Origin of the sequence: Nocardioides sp. GCM10023255 (assembly GCF_042653125.1) — a bacterium.
In the GTDB taxonomy this organism is placed as follows: domain Bacteria; phylum Actinomycetota; class Actinomycetes; order Propionibacteriales; family Nocardioidaceae; genus Nocardioides.
Genome location: NZ_JBHSHU010000011.1, coordinates 91,628 through 105,193, shown reverse-complemented (window position 1 = coordinate 105,193; position 13,566 = coordinate 91,628). Strand labels below are relative to the sequence as shown.

13 protein-coding genes are annotated in these 13,566 nt (G+C 74.7%); 6 read left to right on the top strand and 7 right to left on the bottom strand.

Translation table 11 applies throughout. The annotated features are described in order from the left end of the window. Positions 1 to 61 precede the first annotated feature (61 nt). The 3 genes from ACFO9I_RS19360 (at position 62) to aroF (ending at position 3,054) form a co-directional block, all read left to right on the top strand. On the top strand, positions 62 to 994 hold the full coding sequence (locus tag ACFO9I_RS19360) for a deoxyribonuclease IV (RefSeq protein ID WP_379183869.1): 933 nt from the start codon (positions 62 to 64) through the stop codon (positions 992 to 994). After that, positions 991 to 1,878 carry a DMT family transporter gene (locus tag ACFO9I_RS19355; protein WP_379183867.1) on the top strand — a complete coding sequence of 296 codons (888 nt, stop codon included), beginning with the start codon at positions 991 to 993 and terminating at the stop codon, positions 1,876 to 1,878. Before ACFO9I_RS19360 ends, ACFO9I_RS19355 begins: the two co-directional genes overlap by 4 nt. Before the next feature lie 129 nt (positions 1,879 to 2,007). Then, positions 2,008 to 3,054 (top strand): 3-deoxy-7-phosphoheptulonate synthase, encoded by a 1,047-nt coding sequence (gene aroF / locus ACFO9I_RS19350; RefSeq protein ID WP_379183865.1) that lies wholly within the window; start codon positions 2,008 to 2,010, stop codon positions 3,052 to 3,054. A 4-nt stretch (positions 3,055 to 3,058) separates the two neighbouring features. On the opposite strand, the gene ACFO9I_RS19345 is transcribed toward aroF, so the two are convergent. The 3 genes from ACFO9I_RS19345 to ACFO9I_RS19335 all read right to left on the bottom strand — a co-directional run bounded on the left by ACFO9I_RS19345 (position 3,059) and on the right by ACFO9I_RS19335 (position 5,280). Then, positions 3,059 to 3,445: a DUF6281 family protein gene (locus ACFO9I_RS19345; RefSeq protein ID WP_379183863.1), complete on the bottom strand. Its 387-nt coding sequence runs from the start codon at positions 3,443 to 3,445 to the stop codon at positions 3,059 to 3,061. Between the two features lie 98 nt (positions 3,446 to 3,543). Continuing rightward, positions 3,544 to 3,825, bottom strand: coding sequence for a hypothetical protein (locus ACFO9I_RS19340; RefSeq protein WP_379183861.1), 282 nt, complete (start codon positions 3,823 to 3,825; stop codon positions 3,544 to 3,546). Between the two features lie 180 nt (positions 3,826 to 4,005). Next, on the bottom strand, positions 4,006 to 5,280 hold the full coding sequence (locus tag ACFO9I_RS19335; RefSeq protein ID WP_379183859.1) for an HNH endonuclease signature motif containing protein: 1,275 nt from the start codon (positions 5,278 to 5,280) through the stop codon (positions 4,006 to 4,008). A 333-nt stretch (positions 5,281 to 5,613) separates the two neighbouring features. Here ACFO9I_RS19335 and ACFO9I_RS19330 point away from each other — a divergent pair, with 333 nt between their 5' ends. From ACFO9I_RS19330 to ACFO9I_RS19320, 3 genes are all read left to right on the top strand, one after another. Further along, positions 5,614 to 6,771 carry an NADase-type glycan-binding domain-containing protein gene (locus tag ACFO9I_RS19330; protein WP_379183857.1) on the top strand — a complete coding sequence of 386 codons (1,158 nt, stop codon included), beginning with the start codon at positions 5,614 to 5,616 and terminating at the stop codon, positions 6,769 to 6,771. A 129-nt stretch (positions 6,772 to 6,900) separates the two neighbouring features. Next, the gene (locus ACFO9I_RS19325) at positions 6,901 to 8,775 is read left to right on the top strand and encodes a zinc-ribbon domain-containing protein (RefSeq protein WP_379183856.1); all 1,875 of its coding nucleotides are present in this window, start codon (positions 6,901 to 6,903) and stop codon (positions 8,773 to 8,775) included. 38 nt (positions 8,776 to 8,813) lie between these two features. After that, on the top strand, positions 8,814 to 9,626 hold the full coding sequence (locus ACFO9I_RS19320; RefSeq protein WP_379183854.1) for a lipase family alpha/beta hydrolase: 813 nt from the start codon (positions 8,814 to 8,816) through the stop codon (positions 9,624 to 9,626). Here the strand turns inward: ACFO9I_RS19320 and ACFO9I_RS19315 are convergent. From ACFO9I_RS19315 to ACFO9I_RS19300, 4 genes are read right to left on the bottom strand one after another with little or no spacing between them, the layout of a single operon-like run. Continuing rightward, complete coding sequence (locus tag ACFO9I_RS19315; protein ID WP_379183852.1) at positions 9,623 to 10,438, bottom strand: ABC transporter permease; 816 nt, start codon at positions 10,436 to 10,438, stop codon at positions 9,623 to 9,625. The two genes, ACFO9I_RS19320 and ACFO9I_RS19315, sit on opposite strands and share 4 nt — an antisense overlap. Further along, positions 10,435 to 11,373, bottom strand: a complete 939-nt coding sequence (locus ACFO9I_RS19310; RefSeq protein WP_379183850.1) for an ABC transporter ATP-binding protein — start codon at positions 11,371 to 11,373, stop codon at positions 10,435 to 10,437. Before ACFO9I_RS19310 ends, ACFO9I_RS19315 begins: the two co-directional genes overlap by 4 nt. Continuing rightward, entirely contained in the window at positions 11,370 to 12,485 is a 1,116-nt protein-coding gene (locus ACFO9I_RS19305) for a hypothetical protein (protein WP_379183848.1), read from the bottom strand. The genes ACFO9I_RS19310 and ACFO9I_RS19305 overlap by 4 nt, the downstream gene beginning before the upstream one ends. A 52-nt stretch (positions 12,486 to 12,537) precedes the next feature. Further along, positions 12,538 to 13,533 (bottom strand): threonine aldolase family protein, encoded by a 996-nt coding sequence (locus tag ACFO9I_RS19300; RefSeq protein WP_379183846.1) that lies wholly within the window; start codon positions 13,531 to 13,533, stop codon positions 12,538 to 12,540. Between the last annotated feature and the right edge of the window lie 33 nt (positions 13,534 to 13,566).

The window sequence follows — 13,566 nt, the reverse complement described above, 5'->3', positions numbered from 1 at the left end:
TGCCGGACCAGGCGTCGAGGGCGGCTCTTCCCGGTCGCGCGGGCCGACCTAGGCTTCTCCCATGCCCCTCGACCCCACCGTGGACCATGCTGCCCGCAACCCGATCGGCACCCACGTGCTGGTCGGCAAGGGGCTGGTCGACGGGGCGCTGGCCAACGCCGACCTGCTCGGCTGCGAGACCCTCCAGATCTTCGTCGGCAACCCCCGCGGCTGGGCGCTCAGCGCCGGCAAGCCCGCCGACGACGCCCGCTTCCGGGCCGAGCTCGAGCGCCGCGGGATGCGCGCCTTCATCCACGCGCCGTACCTGGTGAACCTCGGCTCCCCCACGCCCGCGACGTACGAGAAGTCCGTCGCCTCGGTGGCCCACAACCTGCGCCGGGCCGCCGAGATCGGGGCCGAGGGCGTCGTCGTGCACACCGGTTCCTTCGTCGACCCGTCCACCGACCCGGCCGAGGGCGCGGCGCGGTACGCCGCCGCCATGCGGCAGGTGCGCGAGGGCCTGCTGCCGCTGCTGGACGCCGTGGCCGGGGACGACGCGCCGTGGCTGCTGCTCGAGCCCACCGCCGGCCAGGGCCGGTCCCTGTGCGCGGGTGTGGACGACCTCGAGCCCTACCTGGCCGCCCTCGACCGGCACCCCAAGGCCGGCATCTGCCTGGACACCTGCCACGTGTTCGCCGCGGGCGCCCCGCTCGACGAGCCGGGTGGCGCGTCGGCGACCGTCGACCGGATCGTCGAGATCGGCGGGCCCGGGCGGCTGCGGCTGGTGCACGCCAACGACTCCATGGACGTGCGGGGCGCCTTCAAGGACCGGCACCAGCTGATCGGCCAGGGCCACATCGGCACCGGCGCGTTCGAGGAGCTCTTCGCCCACCCGGCGACCGAGGGCGTCCCGTTCGTGCTCGAGACGCCGGGCTCCCGGGACGCCGACAACGTCGACATCCCGCTGCTCAAGCAGCTGCGCCGGCAGGCGCTGACCCTGACCGCTGCCGGATGAACCGTCGTACGTCCCTGCTCGCCACCGGTGCGCTGCTGGCGATCACCGCGATGTGGGGGTCGACGTTCTTCCTGATCCACGACCTGCTCGAGCGGGTCCCGACCCTGGACTTCCTCGCGGTCCGGTTCGCGGTCGCGAGCGTGGCGGTGCTGGTGGTCGCGCCGCGCGCGGTCGGGCGGCTCTCGCGACAGGCGCGCCGCAGCGCCGTCGTGCTCGGGCTGCTGTACGGCGTCGCGCAGATCCTGCAGACCGCCGGCCTGGCGCACACCGCGGCGAGCGTGTCCGGCTTCATCACCGGGATGTACGTCGTGCTGACGCCGGTGTTCGCGGCCGTCCTGCTGCGCAGCCGGATCACGGCGGTGACCTGGGGTGCGGTCCTGCTGGCGATGGCGGGGCTGGCCGTCCTGACGCTGAACGGCCTCTCCGTGGGGTACGGCGAGGCGATCACCCTGGTGGCCGCGGGGCTCTACGCCCTGCACATCGTCGGGCTGGGCGCGTGGTCCACCCCGCACGAGGCGCTCGGCATGTCGATCGTGCAGCTGGTCGTGATCGCACTGGTGTGCCTGACCGCCACCGCGCCGGACGGGATCGTGCTGCCGCAGACCGGCGCGGACTGGCTCTCGCTGGTCTACATGGCGCTGTTCGCGGGTGCGCTGGCCCTGCTCGGCCAGACCTGGGCGCAGGCCCACCTGCCGCCGACCCGCAGCGCGATCATCATGAGCATGGAGCCGGTGTTCGCGGCGTTCTTCGCGGTGCTGCTCGGTGGTGAGTCGTTCACGCTGCGGATGCTGACCGGCGGGCTGCTCGTCCTGACGGCGATGCTGGTGGTCGAGCTGGCGCCACGTCGCAAGGTCGAGGGCGAGGTCCAGCACCTCACCGTGTGAGCATCGGCTGCCCGGGTCCCACATCATGGGCGTCCCCCCGCGGCCCTGCACCTGCCTCGCCTAGCGTCGGGGGTACCCCGACCCCGACGACGTGGTCGCCCTGGTCGCCCCGAAGCAGAGGACCCGCCCATGGTCGTCGTCATGTCGCCGGACGCCACCCCCGAGGACGTCGCGCGCGTGGTCGCGCGGGTCGAGGAGGTCGGCGGCGAAGCCTTCGTCTCCACCGGGGTGGTGCGCACGATCATCGGCCTGGTCGGGGACATCGACTCCTTCCACCACCTGAACCTGCGCACCCTGCCCGGGGTCGCGGACGTGCACCGGATCTCCGACCCGTACAAGCTGGTCAGCCGCCAGCACCACCCCGAGCGGTCGACGGTCTGGGTGGGGCCGGAGGGCCACCAGGTGCCGATCGGCCCGGACACGTTCACGCTGCTCGCCGGGCCGTGCGCGGTCGAGACGGCGGAGCAGACCCTGGAGACGGCGCGGATGGCGAAGTCGGCCGGGGCGACCCTGCTGCGCGGGGGCGCGTTCAAGCCGCGGACCTCGCCGTACGCCTTCCAGGGGCTCGGCGTCGAGGGGCTGCGGATCCTGAGCAGGACCCGGGAGGCCACCGGGCTGCCGGTCGTCACCGAGGTGGTCGACGCCCGCGACGTACCCGTGGTGGCCGAGCACGCGGACATGCTGCAGATCGGCACCCGCAACATGGCGAACTTCGGTCTGCTGCAGGCCGTGGGCGAGGCCGGCAAGCCGGTGCTGCTCAAGCGCGGCATGACGGCCACGATCGAGGAGTGGCTGATGGCGGCGGAGTACATCGCGCAGCGCGGCAACCTCGACGTGGTCCTGTGCGAGCGCGGGATCCGGACCTTCGAGCCGGCCACCCGCAACACCCTGGACATCTCCGCGGTCCCGGTCGTGCAGGCCGCCAGCCACCTCCCGGTCATCGTCGACCCCTCGCACGCGGCCGGACGCAAGGACCTCGTCGTCCCGCTCTCGCGGGCGGCGATCGCGGTCGGCGCCGACGGGATCATCGTGGACGTGCACCCCGACCCGGAGACCGCCCTGTGCGACGGGCCGCAGGCCCTGCAGGGCACGGAGCTGCGCGAGCTGGCCCAGGCGGTACGCCGGCTGCCGCCGGTCGTCGGGCGCCTGGACGCGCGGGAACGGATCCGCGGCTGACCGCTCACGGATCGGGCTCCACCGCCTCGAGGATCCGCAGCTGCCCGCCGGGCGCCCGGATGGCCACGACGTCGCCTGGGTCGCGACCGGGCACCGCCCACACCCGGACCTGCTGCGGGTCGTCACCGAACCAGCTGCCCGGCGCGTCCCGTCCGACATCGGCGCACGACGCCAGCTCCGCGGTGCCGAGCAGGCGTCCTGGCGGCCGCGGGGCGAAGCCCGATTCGACGTACACGGTCCCGTCCACGCGCACCTCCACGGCACAGTCGGCTGTGGACGTCGACCTCTCCCCCGCGCCCGGCTGCCCCGCGGAGCAGGCGGCCGCCGCCGCGGTCACCGCCACCACCCCTCCGGCAACGCGCAGTCGTGGATGCCGGGTTCCCGTCCTCATGCCGGTTTGGACGGCGCCCCCGCACGGACGGTTCCGCCCTGCCGGGGCACGACCGCGTGTGCTCGCCTGACCCCGCCGGGTCGGGCGGGACCTCGATCTCAGACGGCCTCGAGGACGAAGAACAGGAGGCGCATGAACGACCTGCGTTCCTCCAAGCCCGGGGGAAGCAGCTCCTGGGGCGTGTCCGGCGCCAGAGGTGGCTCGCTGACGGTGTGGATGCGCAACCCTGCGGCAGCAAAGGCATCCGTCATGGCGTGCAGGGGAGGTGCCAGAAGGTCAGCCCAGCCTCTGGCGGCCGCCTCGTAGTACCGGTTGAAGAGACCGTACTCGTTCTCTCGCGAGTAGGCCCTCGCGAAGTCGTCGTTGTCGGCGCTCGTCATCGCGACCTCGATCCCAGAGGAGTCTGGAGCTTGTTGCCGTCGGGTCGTCACAGGCACCGCAAGCCAACACGCTCGCTCGCGCATGCACCTGTGACGCCGGCGCAGCCGCAGGTCAGGCGTCGCCCCTCCTCTCGGAGTGACGCGGCACTTGGGGTTCGGCGGTCTCCGGCAGTGGTCGGCCTACCTGCGTCGGGTGAACCTGACGTCGCCGTTGGGGAGCCGGTCGGTGCCGAAGCGGGGGTCGTGGGCGCGGTGGTGGTGCCAGGAGCAGAGGAGCACGCCGTCGGCGAGGTCGGTCCTCCCGCCCTGGGCCCAGGGGGTGTTGAGGTGGTGGGCCTCGCACCAGGCGGGCGGGATGGCGCAGCCCTCGCCGCGGCAGCGTCGGTCCCGGATGAGCAGGGCCTTGCGTTGCGCGGGTGAGAAGAGGCGGCGGGTGCGGCCGAGGTCGAGGACCTCGGAGTCGCCGCCGAGCACGACCGGGATGATCTGCGCGGTGCAGGCCAGCCGGCGGGCCTGGGCGGCGGTGATCCGGTCGCCGGTGGCCAGGCCCGCGGCCCCGAGCCCGCTCGTGAGCTGGGCGAGGTCGATGGTGACCATCACGGTGGTGGCGGTGCCGCCGTGCTGCGGCAGCACCTGGGTGGGGAGTCGTTCGAGCAGGGCGCAGAACGCCTCCCCGAGCCGGCGGGGGTAGGGCAGCCGCTCCACCTCGCTGCTCCCACCCTCGCTGCTCCCCGTCCCGGCCTCGGTGAGGTGGTCGCGTCGGGGTGCGGCGAGGGCCTCGAGGTAGACCCTGAGCCGGGAGGCGACGTGGTCGGGGACCCGGATCTGAATGTCGGTGGACCCGTCGCCGCGGACCCGCAGGGTCAGTCGGGTGGTGCGGCGGGCGGCGCGTTCCTCGGCCTCGAGCCGGCGGTGCTCCTCGGCGTCGGCGATCTCGGGGGCCAGCACCGCCAGCAGGTGCTCGCCGAGTCTTTTCAGGGCCCGGGGGCTGAAGTGGGCGGCCTGCTCGACCAGGTGGGCCTCCGCCTTCGTCCTCAGCTCGGGGCCGAGCCGGTCCGGCAGCCCGTCCAGCGCCGTGACGATCACCTGCGCCTGGGCCTGGTTGACCCGGCCGTCCAGGCAGGCGGCCTGCAGCCGCGGCCACCGCCGGTCCAGGGCCTCGCCCAGCCGGGTCCGGCGGGCCACCGTCGGGTAGTCGGCGTGCTGGGTGCGCTCGGCCCAGGCGGCGACGTTCCGGTCCCCGGTCTCGACCACCACGTCCTCGGCGTTGGCCAAGAGTCGACCCTGGATCGCGGCGAGCTGCTCGCTGGCGCGGCCCAGCAGCACGAGCGCGGTCTCCTTCTCGGCCGGGTCGAGGTAGCCGGGGTCACAGGAAGCCAGGTCGGTGACCAGGGCAGCCAGCTCGCCGGCGCCGCGCACCAGTGGGTGCGTCATCGGGGTCGGGTTGACTGCCATGCCTCATTCTACGACATGTCAACATCATATTCGAGTAAAGTTTCGAGTCTGTGGACAGGCTCGCAAGGCGCCCGAACCGGGTCGGCCGGAGCAGCGGCGGAGCCGCAAGCCGGGGAGCCGAGCCACCCCGAGCGGACCCCGTCCGCAGCCAGCCAAGAGCTCGACCACGACCAACCTGAAAGCCGGCCGCCGACCGGAGCCCAGGACCTGCCCGGCCCGGCAGGCGCCCCCCTACCACCGGCCGTGCACGCCCACTCGCGGAGACAGCCGCGCCCCGCGATCAGGCGCTCCCCTACGCTGGCCTGCGGACCAGATCGACCGGAGGAGGGTGACGTGGACACGTGCGCGAGCTGCGGGCACGAGCTCGGCGGTGGCCGGTTCTGCACGGCGTGTGGCGCCGAGGTGCAGGAGCTCCGGGCACCGGCACCGGCTCCGGGTGCCGGGCAGCACCGGGCCGACGTCGCCGTGGACCACGACGAGCGCACCCGGCAGATCCCCCGGCTCCCGGTCGACGCCGACCCCGACGACTGGCGCACCGGCACCGCAGAGCGCCCTGCGGTCGACGGCGGCGCGACCCGCCCGGTCCCGACCGTGCCGACCACACCACCCCCAACCACACCACCCCCAACCACGCCACCCCCGGCCGCAGCACCCGGCCCGGTGGGACCACCTCCCGCCGGACCGCCCAGGCAGCCCGGGCGGCCCGGCCCGGCCGGCGCTCCCCCACCGCCGCCCGCCGGCACCGACGGACCCCGCTTCCCGCTCTTCGCCGACGAGGTAGTCCCGGCGCCCGAGCCGCCCGCCGGCGACCCGCACCGTGCCGGCCGCGGCTGGCTCGCGTGGGCGGTCGGAGCGACCGTCCTGGTGCTGGTGGCCGCCCTCGGCGGCTGGCTGCTGCTCGGCGGCGACGACGAGCAGCCCGCCCGCGCCGAGGCGAAGTCGACCGCGAAGAAGGAGCCGGGGGGCTCCGGGAAGCAACCCTCCACCGCGCCGGACGGCGAGCCCGGCGACCTCGCGCGCGAGGCCACGGCGAAGGTGCCCGCGACGGCACCGCCCAACCAGGACACCAGCGGCAACATGGTCCGCTACGACGCCCGCAACATGCTCGACGGCGTGGCCTCGACCTGCTGGCGGATGGCCGGTGACGGGTCCGGCGAGGAGATCACCTTCGACCTGCCCACCGACACCCGGCTGACGGCTGTCGGCATGATCAACGGCTACGCCAAGGTCGCCGCCGACCAGCGCGGCCGCAGCCTCGACTGGTACCACGGCAACCGCCGCGTCCTCACGGTCGAGTGGGCCTTCGACGACGGCACCACGGTCACCCAGGCGCTGCGCGACACCATGCGGATGCAGACCCTGCGGATCGAGCCGGTCACGACCCGCACCGTCACCCTGCGGCTGCTGTCGGTCTCGAAGCCGGGCAAGGGCCGCGCGGCACGCAACTACACGCCGATCAGCGACGTGACCCTGCGGGGCGCGCCCGGCTGAGCCGGATCGACGCCGGACCGGACCGTCACCGGACCGGCGTACGCCGGCCACGCCCGCGCCGGGTTTGGGCAGGGTGCGCGCGGGATAGCCTTCCGCGCGACACATCTCACCTGTGATGACGGGAAACCCATGCCCACCTGCGCCCACTGCGGCTCCGAGAACCCCGAGACGAGTCGCTTCTGCGGCGGCTGCGGCCGACCGCTCGGCTCGGACACCCCGACGGCCCCGCTGCAGGCCGCCCCGGTGATGCCACCGGCGGCCCCACCCGCGACTCCTCCGGCAGCCCCGCCCACCGCCCCGATGGCGGCGCCTCCCACGGCACCGCCGAGCGCGCCGCCCGTCCTGCCTCCGCCTCCGACGGGCACGCCGTACGCCGCTCCGCAGGGTGGCCCGCAGGCGCGCCCCCAGGGCTCGACCTCCCCGTCGCTGCCCTCGGTCGACTGGCAGCGGATCCTCGTCGGCAACTGGCTGGGCGCTGGTCTCACCGCGGCGACCGCGCTCGGCGTCGCCGGCGTGCTGTCCACGGTGCTCGCCCTGATGTCCAAGCCCGAGGACTTCGGCGTGGACAACGGACTCACCCTCGTGGCGACGCTGCTGGCCGCGACCTTCGGTGCGGACCTGGTCCTCGACCTCGACTTCGGTGGCGAGAAGGCGTCCGCCCATCTCGGGATGTTCCCGCTGACCGTCACGATCCTCGCGCTGGTGGCCGCCGCGCTGGTCTTCCGCCGGGTGACCAGGCGCTACCAGCGCGTGTCGGACGCGATCGGTGACGCCGCCCGTGCCGCCCTGCTCCTCGGCCTGGCGGTGATGGTGTTCGCGATCGTCTTCCGCGGCGACAACGACAAGCTGGGCGGCGGCTGGGGCTCCGAGCTGAGCTCGCGCCAGCTGGGCTTCGACGCCTCCTGGGGCCCGAGCATCGCGGGCGCGTTCTTCCTGTCCTTCGTGATGCTCCTGGCGACCCTGGTCGCGGTCCTCTACGCGTCGCGGCGCGACTGGTGGCCGGCCTCGGTCCAGCGCGTGCACGACTGGACGGCGGCGCCGTTGTACGGCGTCGGCACCATCGTCGCGATGCTGCCGGTGGCCGGCATCGTCGGACTGCTGCTGCTGATCTTCACCGGCGACACGGTCCACGACAACGACCCCACCGACGACGACCTGTCGGCGGGCATCGCGCTGATCTTCGGGCTCATCGCGAGCGGCGGCTTCTGGCTGATCTCGCTCGGCTCCGGCGCGGCGTACGGCGTGAGCTCGGACGAGTCCGGCCCCGGCGGCGGTGACAGCAGCGAGCTGCACCACCTCGCGCACTACGCCGAGGACACCCCCGGCCTGTGGGCCGCGCCGGTCGTGATGCTGGTCGTGCTCTTCCTGGCCGCGTTCGCGGTGGCCCGCAAGACCGCGGCGCCGCAGCGCATCCTCGGCAACCTGGGTGTGTTCGTCGCCCTGCTGCTGGTCGCGCTGCCGCTGATGTCGCGCGTCACCTCGGCTCACGCCGGGCTCAGCCTGGAGGAGGAGGACTACCGCGGCAGCTACTTCCTGGGCCAGGTCGGCTGGCAGGCGACCCTGCTGCTCACCCTGTTCGCCCTCGTCTGCGCCGGCCTGGTGGCGCTGATGAGCCGGGCCCTGGACGCCTCGACCCTGCGCGCGCAGGCCTCGGCGCTGGCCGGCCGGATGCAGTCCGACCCCGGTCGGCAGGCCGGTCCCCCGCCTGCCTGGCAGCCAGGTGGCCCGCAGGCCCAGCACCCCCAGGCCCAGCACCCGCAGGCTCCGCACCCCCAGGCCCAGCACCCCCACCAGGGCTGGGAGCCGCAGCAGCAGCCGGCCCAGCAGGGCTGGCAGCCGGCGACCCCGCCCCCGCCGCCCCCGGCCCCGGGCGGCGCTCCCTGGCCGCAGCCGCACGGGAACCCGCAGCCGCCGCGGCAGCCCACCTGGCCGCCGGCCGACGCCGGCGCGGACGACGGCCGCACCCGGATCCGGCCGATCACCCCGCCTCCCGGGCAGGAGTGACCCGACTGCGCTGAGTGCGCCGGGGGCAGACTGGCCACGTGCTCGACGCCCTGTCCCCGGCGCGCCGGCGGTTCTTCCTCGTCCTCGCCGCACTCGCCGTCCTCGCGCTCCTCGCCGGCGCTGCGGTGGCGCTGGTGCGCAGCCGGGACGAGCCGGTGCACGCCGTACCCCAGTCCGACCCGGGGCCGGTGCTGCTGGTGCCCGGCTACGGGGGCTCCACCGAGGGCCTCGAGGTGCTGGCCGCCCGTCTGCGGGCCGCCGGGCGCGACGTCACCGTCGTTCCGGCCTTCGACGGCGGCACGGGTGACCTGCGCGCCCAGGCCCGGGCGCTCGCCGACGCCGCCGAGGCCGTGCTCACCCGGTCGGGAGCCGGGTCGGTCGACGTGGTGGGCTACTCAGCCGGCGGCGTCGTGGTCCGGCTCTGGGTCGCCGAGGAGGGCGGCGGCGAGGTCGTGCGCCGCGCCGTCACGCTGGCCTCCCCCCACCACGGCACCGACATCGCGGCGCTCGGCGGGGACCTCGCACCGGACGCCTGCCCGGCTGCCTGCCGACAGCTGTCACCCGACAGCGACCTGATGCGCCGGCTGGCGACGGAGGACGAGACCCCACCGGGCCCCCTCTGGGTGTCGATCTGGACGACCGACGACCAGGTCGTGGTGCCGCCCGAGTCCGGTCGTCTCGACGGGTCGGTGGCGTTCGCGGTCCAGTCGGTCTGCCCCGAGACCCTCGGGCACGCCGACGTCCCGCGGGACCCGACCGTCGCTGCGATGGTCGTCCTCGAGCTCGGCACCGATCCGCCGGCGGTCCCGGGCGCGGGCGTGTGCCGCGGCCGGGCGACCGACCAGGGCTAGTCGGTGACGTCCTTGGTCGCGAAGTTCGCCCACGCGGCGGCCAGGAACACCACGACGTACACCCCCTGCAGGGCCACCCCACGCACCACGTCCCGCCAGAGGATCGGGTCGCGGAACAGGTCGACGAAGGCCAGCCAGTAGCGGGTCGGCAGCCACGGCCGCAGCGCGTCGGCCGCGTCCAGGGTCAGCAGGATCGTGGATGCGATGAGCACGGCCAGCGTGCCCAGGGCGGCCCCCAGGGGCGACTCGGCGACCGTGGAGAGGAACAGCGCGATCGCGGCCACACCCAGCATGCAGAGCATGGCGTAGGCCAGGGCCAGGCCGGTGCGCCCCAGCAGCTCCTGGGTGGACAGCGACGTGCCGGAGACGCTGGTGGTCGCCGCCGCGACGTCGCCGCGGCCGAGCAGCGTGGTGCCCACGACGTACGCCGTCACGGCCACCACGAGCACGGTGAGGACCACGAACGCCATCACGCTCACCAGCTTGGCGACCAGCAGCCGGGTGCGCCCGACCGGGCGGACCAGCAGGTAGCGCAGCGTGCCGGCCTGCGCCTCGCCCGCGATCGCCTCCCCCGCCGTGATCGCCACCGCGATGGGGAGGAAGAGCGGGAGCACGATGCCGAGCGCGGCGAGCGGGTAGAGGCTGCCGTCGGTCAGCACCGCGGACAGGAACGCCGGCCCGGTCCCCGGCCGCGGCCCGAGGTCGGTGACCGCGAGCAGGACCGCCACCAGCGTCGGCAGGGCGTCGATGAGCGCGATCGTCACCCAGGTGCGTCGGCTCAGCACCAGCTTGCGCAGCTCGACGGCGATCATCGGCCCACCCCGCCGCTCCCGCCGCTCCCGCCGCTCCCGCCGCGGTCGCCGCTCGGCCCGGTCGCCTCCAGGACGACCTGCTCGAGGGTCCGGCGCTCCGGTGCCAGCCCCTCGACCCGGATGCCCGCCTGCACCAGCAGGGCGTTGAGCGCCGCCACGTCGTCGCCCCGGACGAGCAGCCGGTGCCCGTCCTGGTGCTCCACCCGGCCGTCCAGCAGTCCGCGGACCCGGTCGGCGTCGGGCGTGTGCACGACCACGCGTCCCGTCGGCCGGCGCAGGACGTCGAGCTGCTCCTGGAGCACCATCCGACCACCGTCGAGGACGCCCACCCGCGTGCACATCTGCTCGATCTCCGCGAGCAGGTGGCTCGAGAGGAACACGGTCGTGCCCGCCACGTTCAGCTCCAGCAGCAGGTCCCGGATCTCGTGGATGCCCTGGGGGTCCAGCCCGTTCGTGGGCTCGTCGAGCACCAGCAGCCGCGGCCGGCGCAGCAGGGCGTTGGCCAGTCCCAGCCGCTGCCGCATGCCCAGCGAGTAGGCGTGCACCGGCCGCTTGTCCACGCCGCCGAGACCCACCCGCTCCAACGCCTCCTCGACCCGGGCCGCCCGCGACGAGCGCCCCCCGCCGCGCCCCATCGCGTCGAAGAGCGCCAGGTTGGCCCGCCCCGAGAGGTGCGGGTACGCCGCCGGCCCCTCGACCAGGGCGCCCAGCTGCGGCAGCACCTCCCGGCCGGACCGCGGCATCGGCCGGTCCAGCACCTCGATCGAGCCCGAGGTCGCCAGCACCAGCCCGAGCAGCATCCGCACGGTGGTCGTCTTCCCGGACCCGTTCGCGCCGAGGAAGCCGTAGACGTCGCCCTCGCGCACGTCGAGGTCGAGATCGGTGACCGCCACGATGCGGCCGTAGCGCTTGGTCAGTCCCCGGGTGCGGATCACGGGTACCGACCCTCGTCGTACCGGGCCCCGGCGAGGAGGTCGTCGGCCGCGGTGAGCAGGGTCCGGTCGGTGACGGTGCCGGTGAGCAGCCAGCCTCCGCCGTAGCCCTCCTCGCCCGTCATCCGGTCGGTGAGCAGGACGCCGAGGGGACCGACCCGCAGCACCGTCCCCTCGTCGACCGAGCGGACGCCGGGCGTCCGGGTCAGCTGCTCGCGGAGGGGGTCTGCCGCGCGGCTCCACAGCGGGATCGCGAGGACCTGGGTCAGGCCGGCGCCGTACACCCCGACCGCGCCCCGGGAGCTCGCCGACCGCGCCAGCCCGGCGAGCGAGACGGGCGGGACGAACGGGGCGAACTGGTCGGCGGCGTCGGCGATGTCGAGCACCTCCTCGAACGACACGTCCGCTCCCGGCGGCGGGGCGAACCGGGTGCGGCTCCGGTCCGGTGGAGTGGTCGAGAGCTCACGGAACCGGGTGGAGAAGACCGGGTCGACGTCGGCGGCGTCGTACACCTCGACGGCCAGCGGCAACCCGGTGTCCGGGTCGGCCCACAGGTCCACGTGGTCGATGCTGCTCTGCCGCGAGCCGGGCTCCAGCCGCAGCCCGGGCGCGTCACGTCCCGCCACCCGTACGGCGGGGACCCGGGTCACCTGCGCGGCGTCGACGTCGTCGAGCAGCCGGTGCGCCAGCGTCGTCGGCAGCAGGTCGGCGGTGCGCGGCAGCCGGATGCCCGGGTCCACGCTGCGCCGGGCCGCCCCGCGCTCGTAGTCCCACTCGGTGGTGAGGTTCAGGTCGTGCACGAGGTCGGTCTCGCCGGTGGTGAGCAGGCGATCCACGCGCCAGTGGTCGGCCGAGCGCCACCACACGCGCAGCCGGTTCGACTCGCCGAAGAGGGCCCCGATGTCGGTGAACCGGTCGGTCACCGGCAGCTGGAGGGTGCCGGTGGTCTCGACGTACCCGGAGTAGCCGCGGCCCTCCGAGGCCCGCACCCGGGACAGCAGCTCGGCGGCGCCCACCGCCGGGTCCCCGGCCGGGCGGGCCTGCCAACCCAGGGGCACGCCCACGACCAGCAGCACGAGGGCGGCGACGACCGCCCAGCGCCGGGAACTGGTCATACCGCAATCTACGCCCGGCCGCCTGAGCCGGTTCGACGCGTGACGTGCGGCGTCAGGCCAGGCGGGCGAGGGCCGCGGCGGCCTTCTCGGCGTCGTCGCGGGTCACGTCGAGGTGCGTGACGAGGCGTACGGCGGTGGGGCCGACCGCCGAGACCAGGACCCCCGCCTCGCGGGCCGCGGCGACGAAGTCGGGCGCGTCCGAGCGCGGGACGACCACGATGTTGGTGTCGACGCCGGCCGGGTCAACCCCGCAGGCCTCGGCGAGCAGCCGCGCGTGGGCGTGGTCGTCGGCCAGCCGCTCCACGTGGTGCTCGAGCGCGTGCAGGCCTGCCGCGGCCAGGATGCCCACCTGGCGCATCCCGCCGCCCATCCGCTTGCGCCAGATCCGCGCCTCGGCAACGGCGTCCGCGCTGCCCACCATGAGCGAGCCCACCGGCGCGCCCAGGCCCTTGGAGAGGCAGACCGCCAGCACGTCGGCGACCGCGCCGTACTCCGCGAGCGGGACGCCCGTGGCCACGTGGGCGTTCCAGAGCCGGGCGCCGTCCATGTGGATACCGACCCCGAGGCCGGTGGCGAGCTCGCGCAGGTCGCGCAGGTCCTCGAGCGGGAGCACGGTGCCGCCGGCGAAGTTGTGGGTGTTCTCGACCGAGAACGCCGCGGTGGCCACGAAGAACGGACCCATGTCGGGGGCGTGCATGGACCGGATGGCGGGCAGGTCGACCTGCCCGCGCGAGTGGGTCCACGTCCGCATGGTCAGCCCGGTGTAGGCACCGTGGGCGCCCAGCTCGGCACGGGCGATGTGGGCGCTGGCCTCGCAGAGCACCTCCTGGCCCACCGACACCAGCGAGCGGACCGCGAGCACGTTGGCCATCGAGCCCGTGGGGGTGAAGAGCGCCGCCTCGTGGCCGAGCAGCCCGGCCACGCGCTCCTCGAGGCGGGCGACGGTGGGGTCCTCGCCGTACACGTCGTCGCCGACCTCGGCGGAGGCCATCGCCCGGCGCATCGCCTCGGTGGGTCGGGTCAGGGTGTCGCTGCGCAGGTCGATCACCCGCCCAACCTAACGAGTCGTGCGGTGGGGAGT

Coding starts and splice junctions, on each gene's coding strand:
- ACFO9I_RS19345 (WP_379183863.1), bottom strand. CDS start 3,445: ATGAGGACGGGAACCCGGCATCCACGACTGCGCGTTGCCGGAGGGGTG.
- aroF (WP_379183865.1), top strand. CDS start 2,008: ATGGTCGTCGTCATGTCGCCGGACGCCACCCCCGAGGACGTCGCGCGC.
- ACFO9I_RS19315 (WP_379183852.1), bottom strand. CDS start 10,438: ATGATCGCCGTCGAGCTGCGCAAGCTGGTGCTGAGCCGACGCACCTGG.
- ACFO9I_RS19335 (WP_379183859.1), bottom strand. CDS start 5,280: ATGGCAGTCAACCCGACCCCGATGACGCACCCACTGGTGCGCGGCGCC.
- ACFO9I_RS19355 (WP_379183867.1), top strand. CDS start 991: ATGAACCGTCGTACGTCCCTGCTCGCCACCGGTGCGCTGCTGGCGATC.
- ACFO9I_RS19340 (WP_379183861.1), bottom strand. CDS start 3,825: ATGACGAGCGCCGACAACGACGACTTCGCGAGGGCCTACTCGCGAGAG.
- ACFO9I_RS19325 (WP_379183856.1), top strand. CDS start 6,901: ATGCCCACCTGCGCCCACTGCGGCTCCGAGAACCCCGAGACGAGTCGC.
- ACFO9I_RS19305 (WP_379183848.1), bottom strand. CDS start 12,485: ATGACCAGTTCCCGGCGCTGGGCGGTCGTCGCCGCCCTCGTGCTGCTG.
- ACFO9I_RS19360 (WP_379183869.1), top strand. CDS start 62: ATGCCCCTCGACCCCACCGTGGACCATGCTGCCCGCAACCCGATCGGC.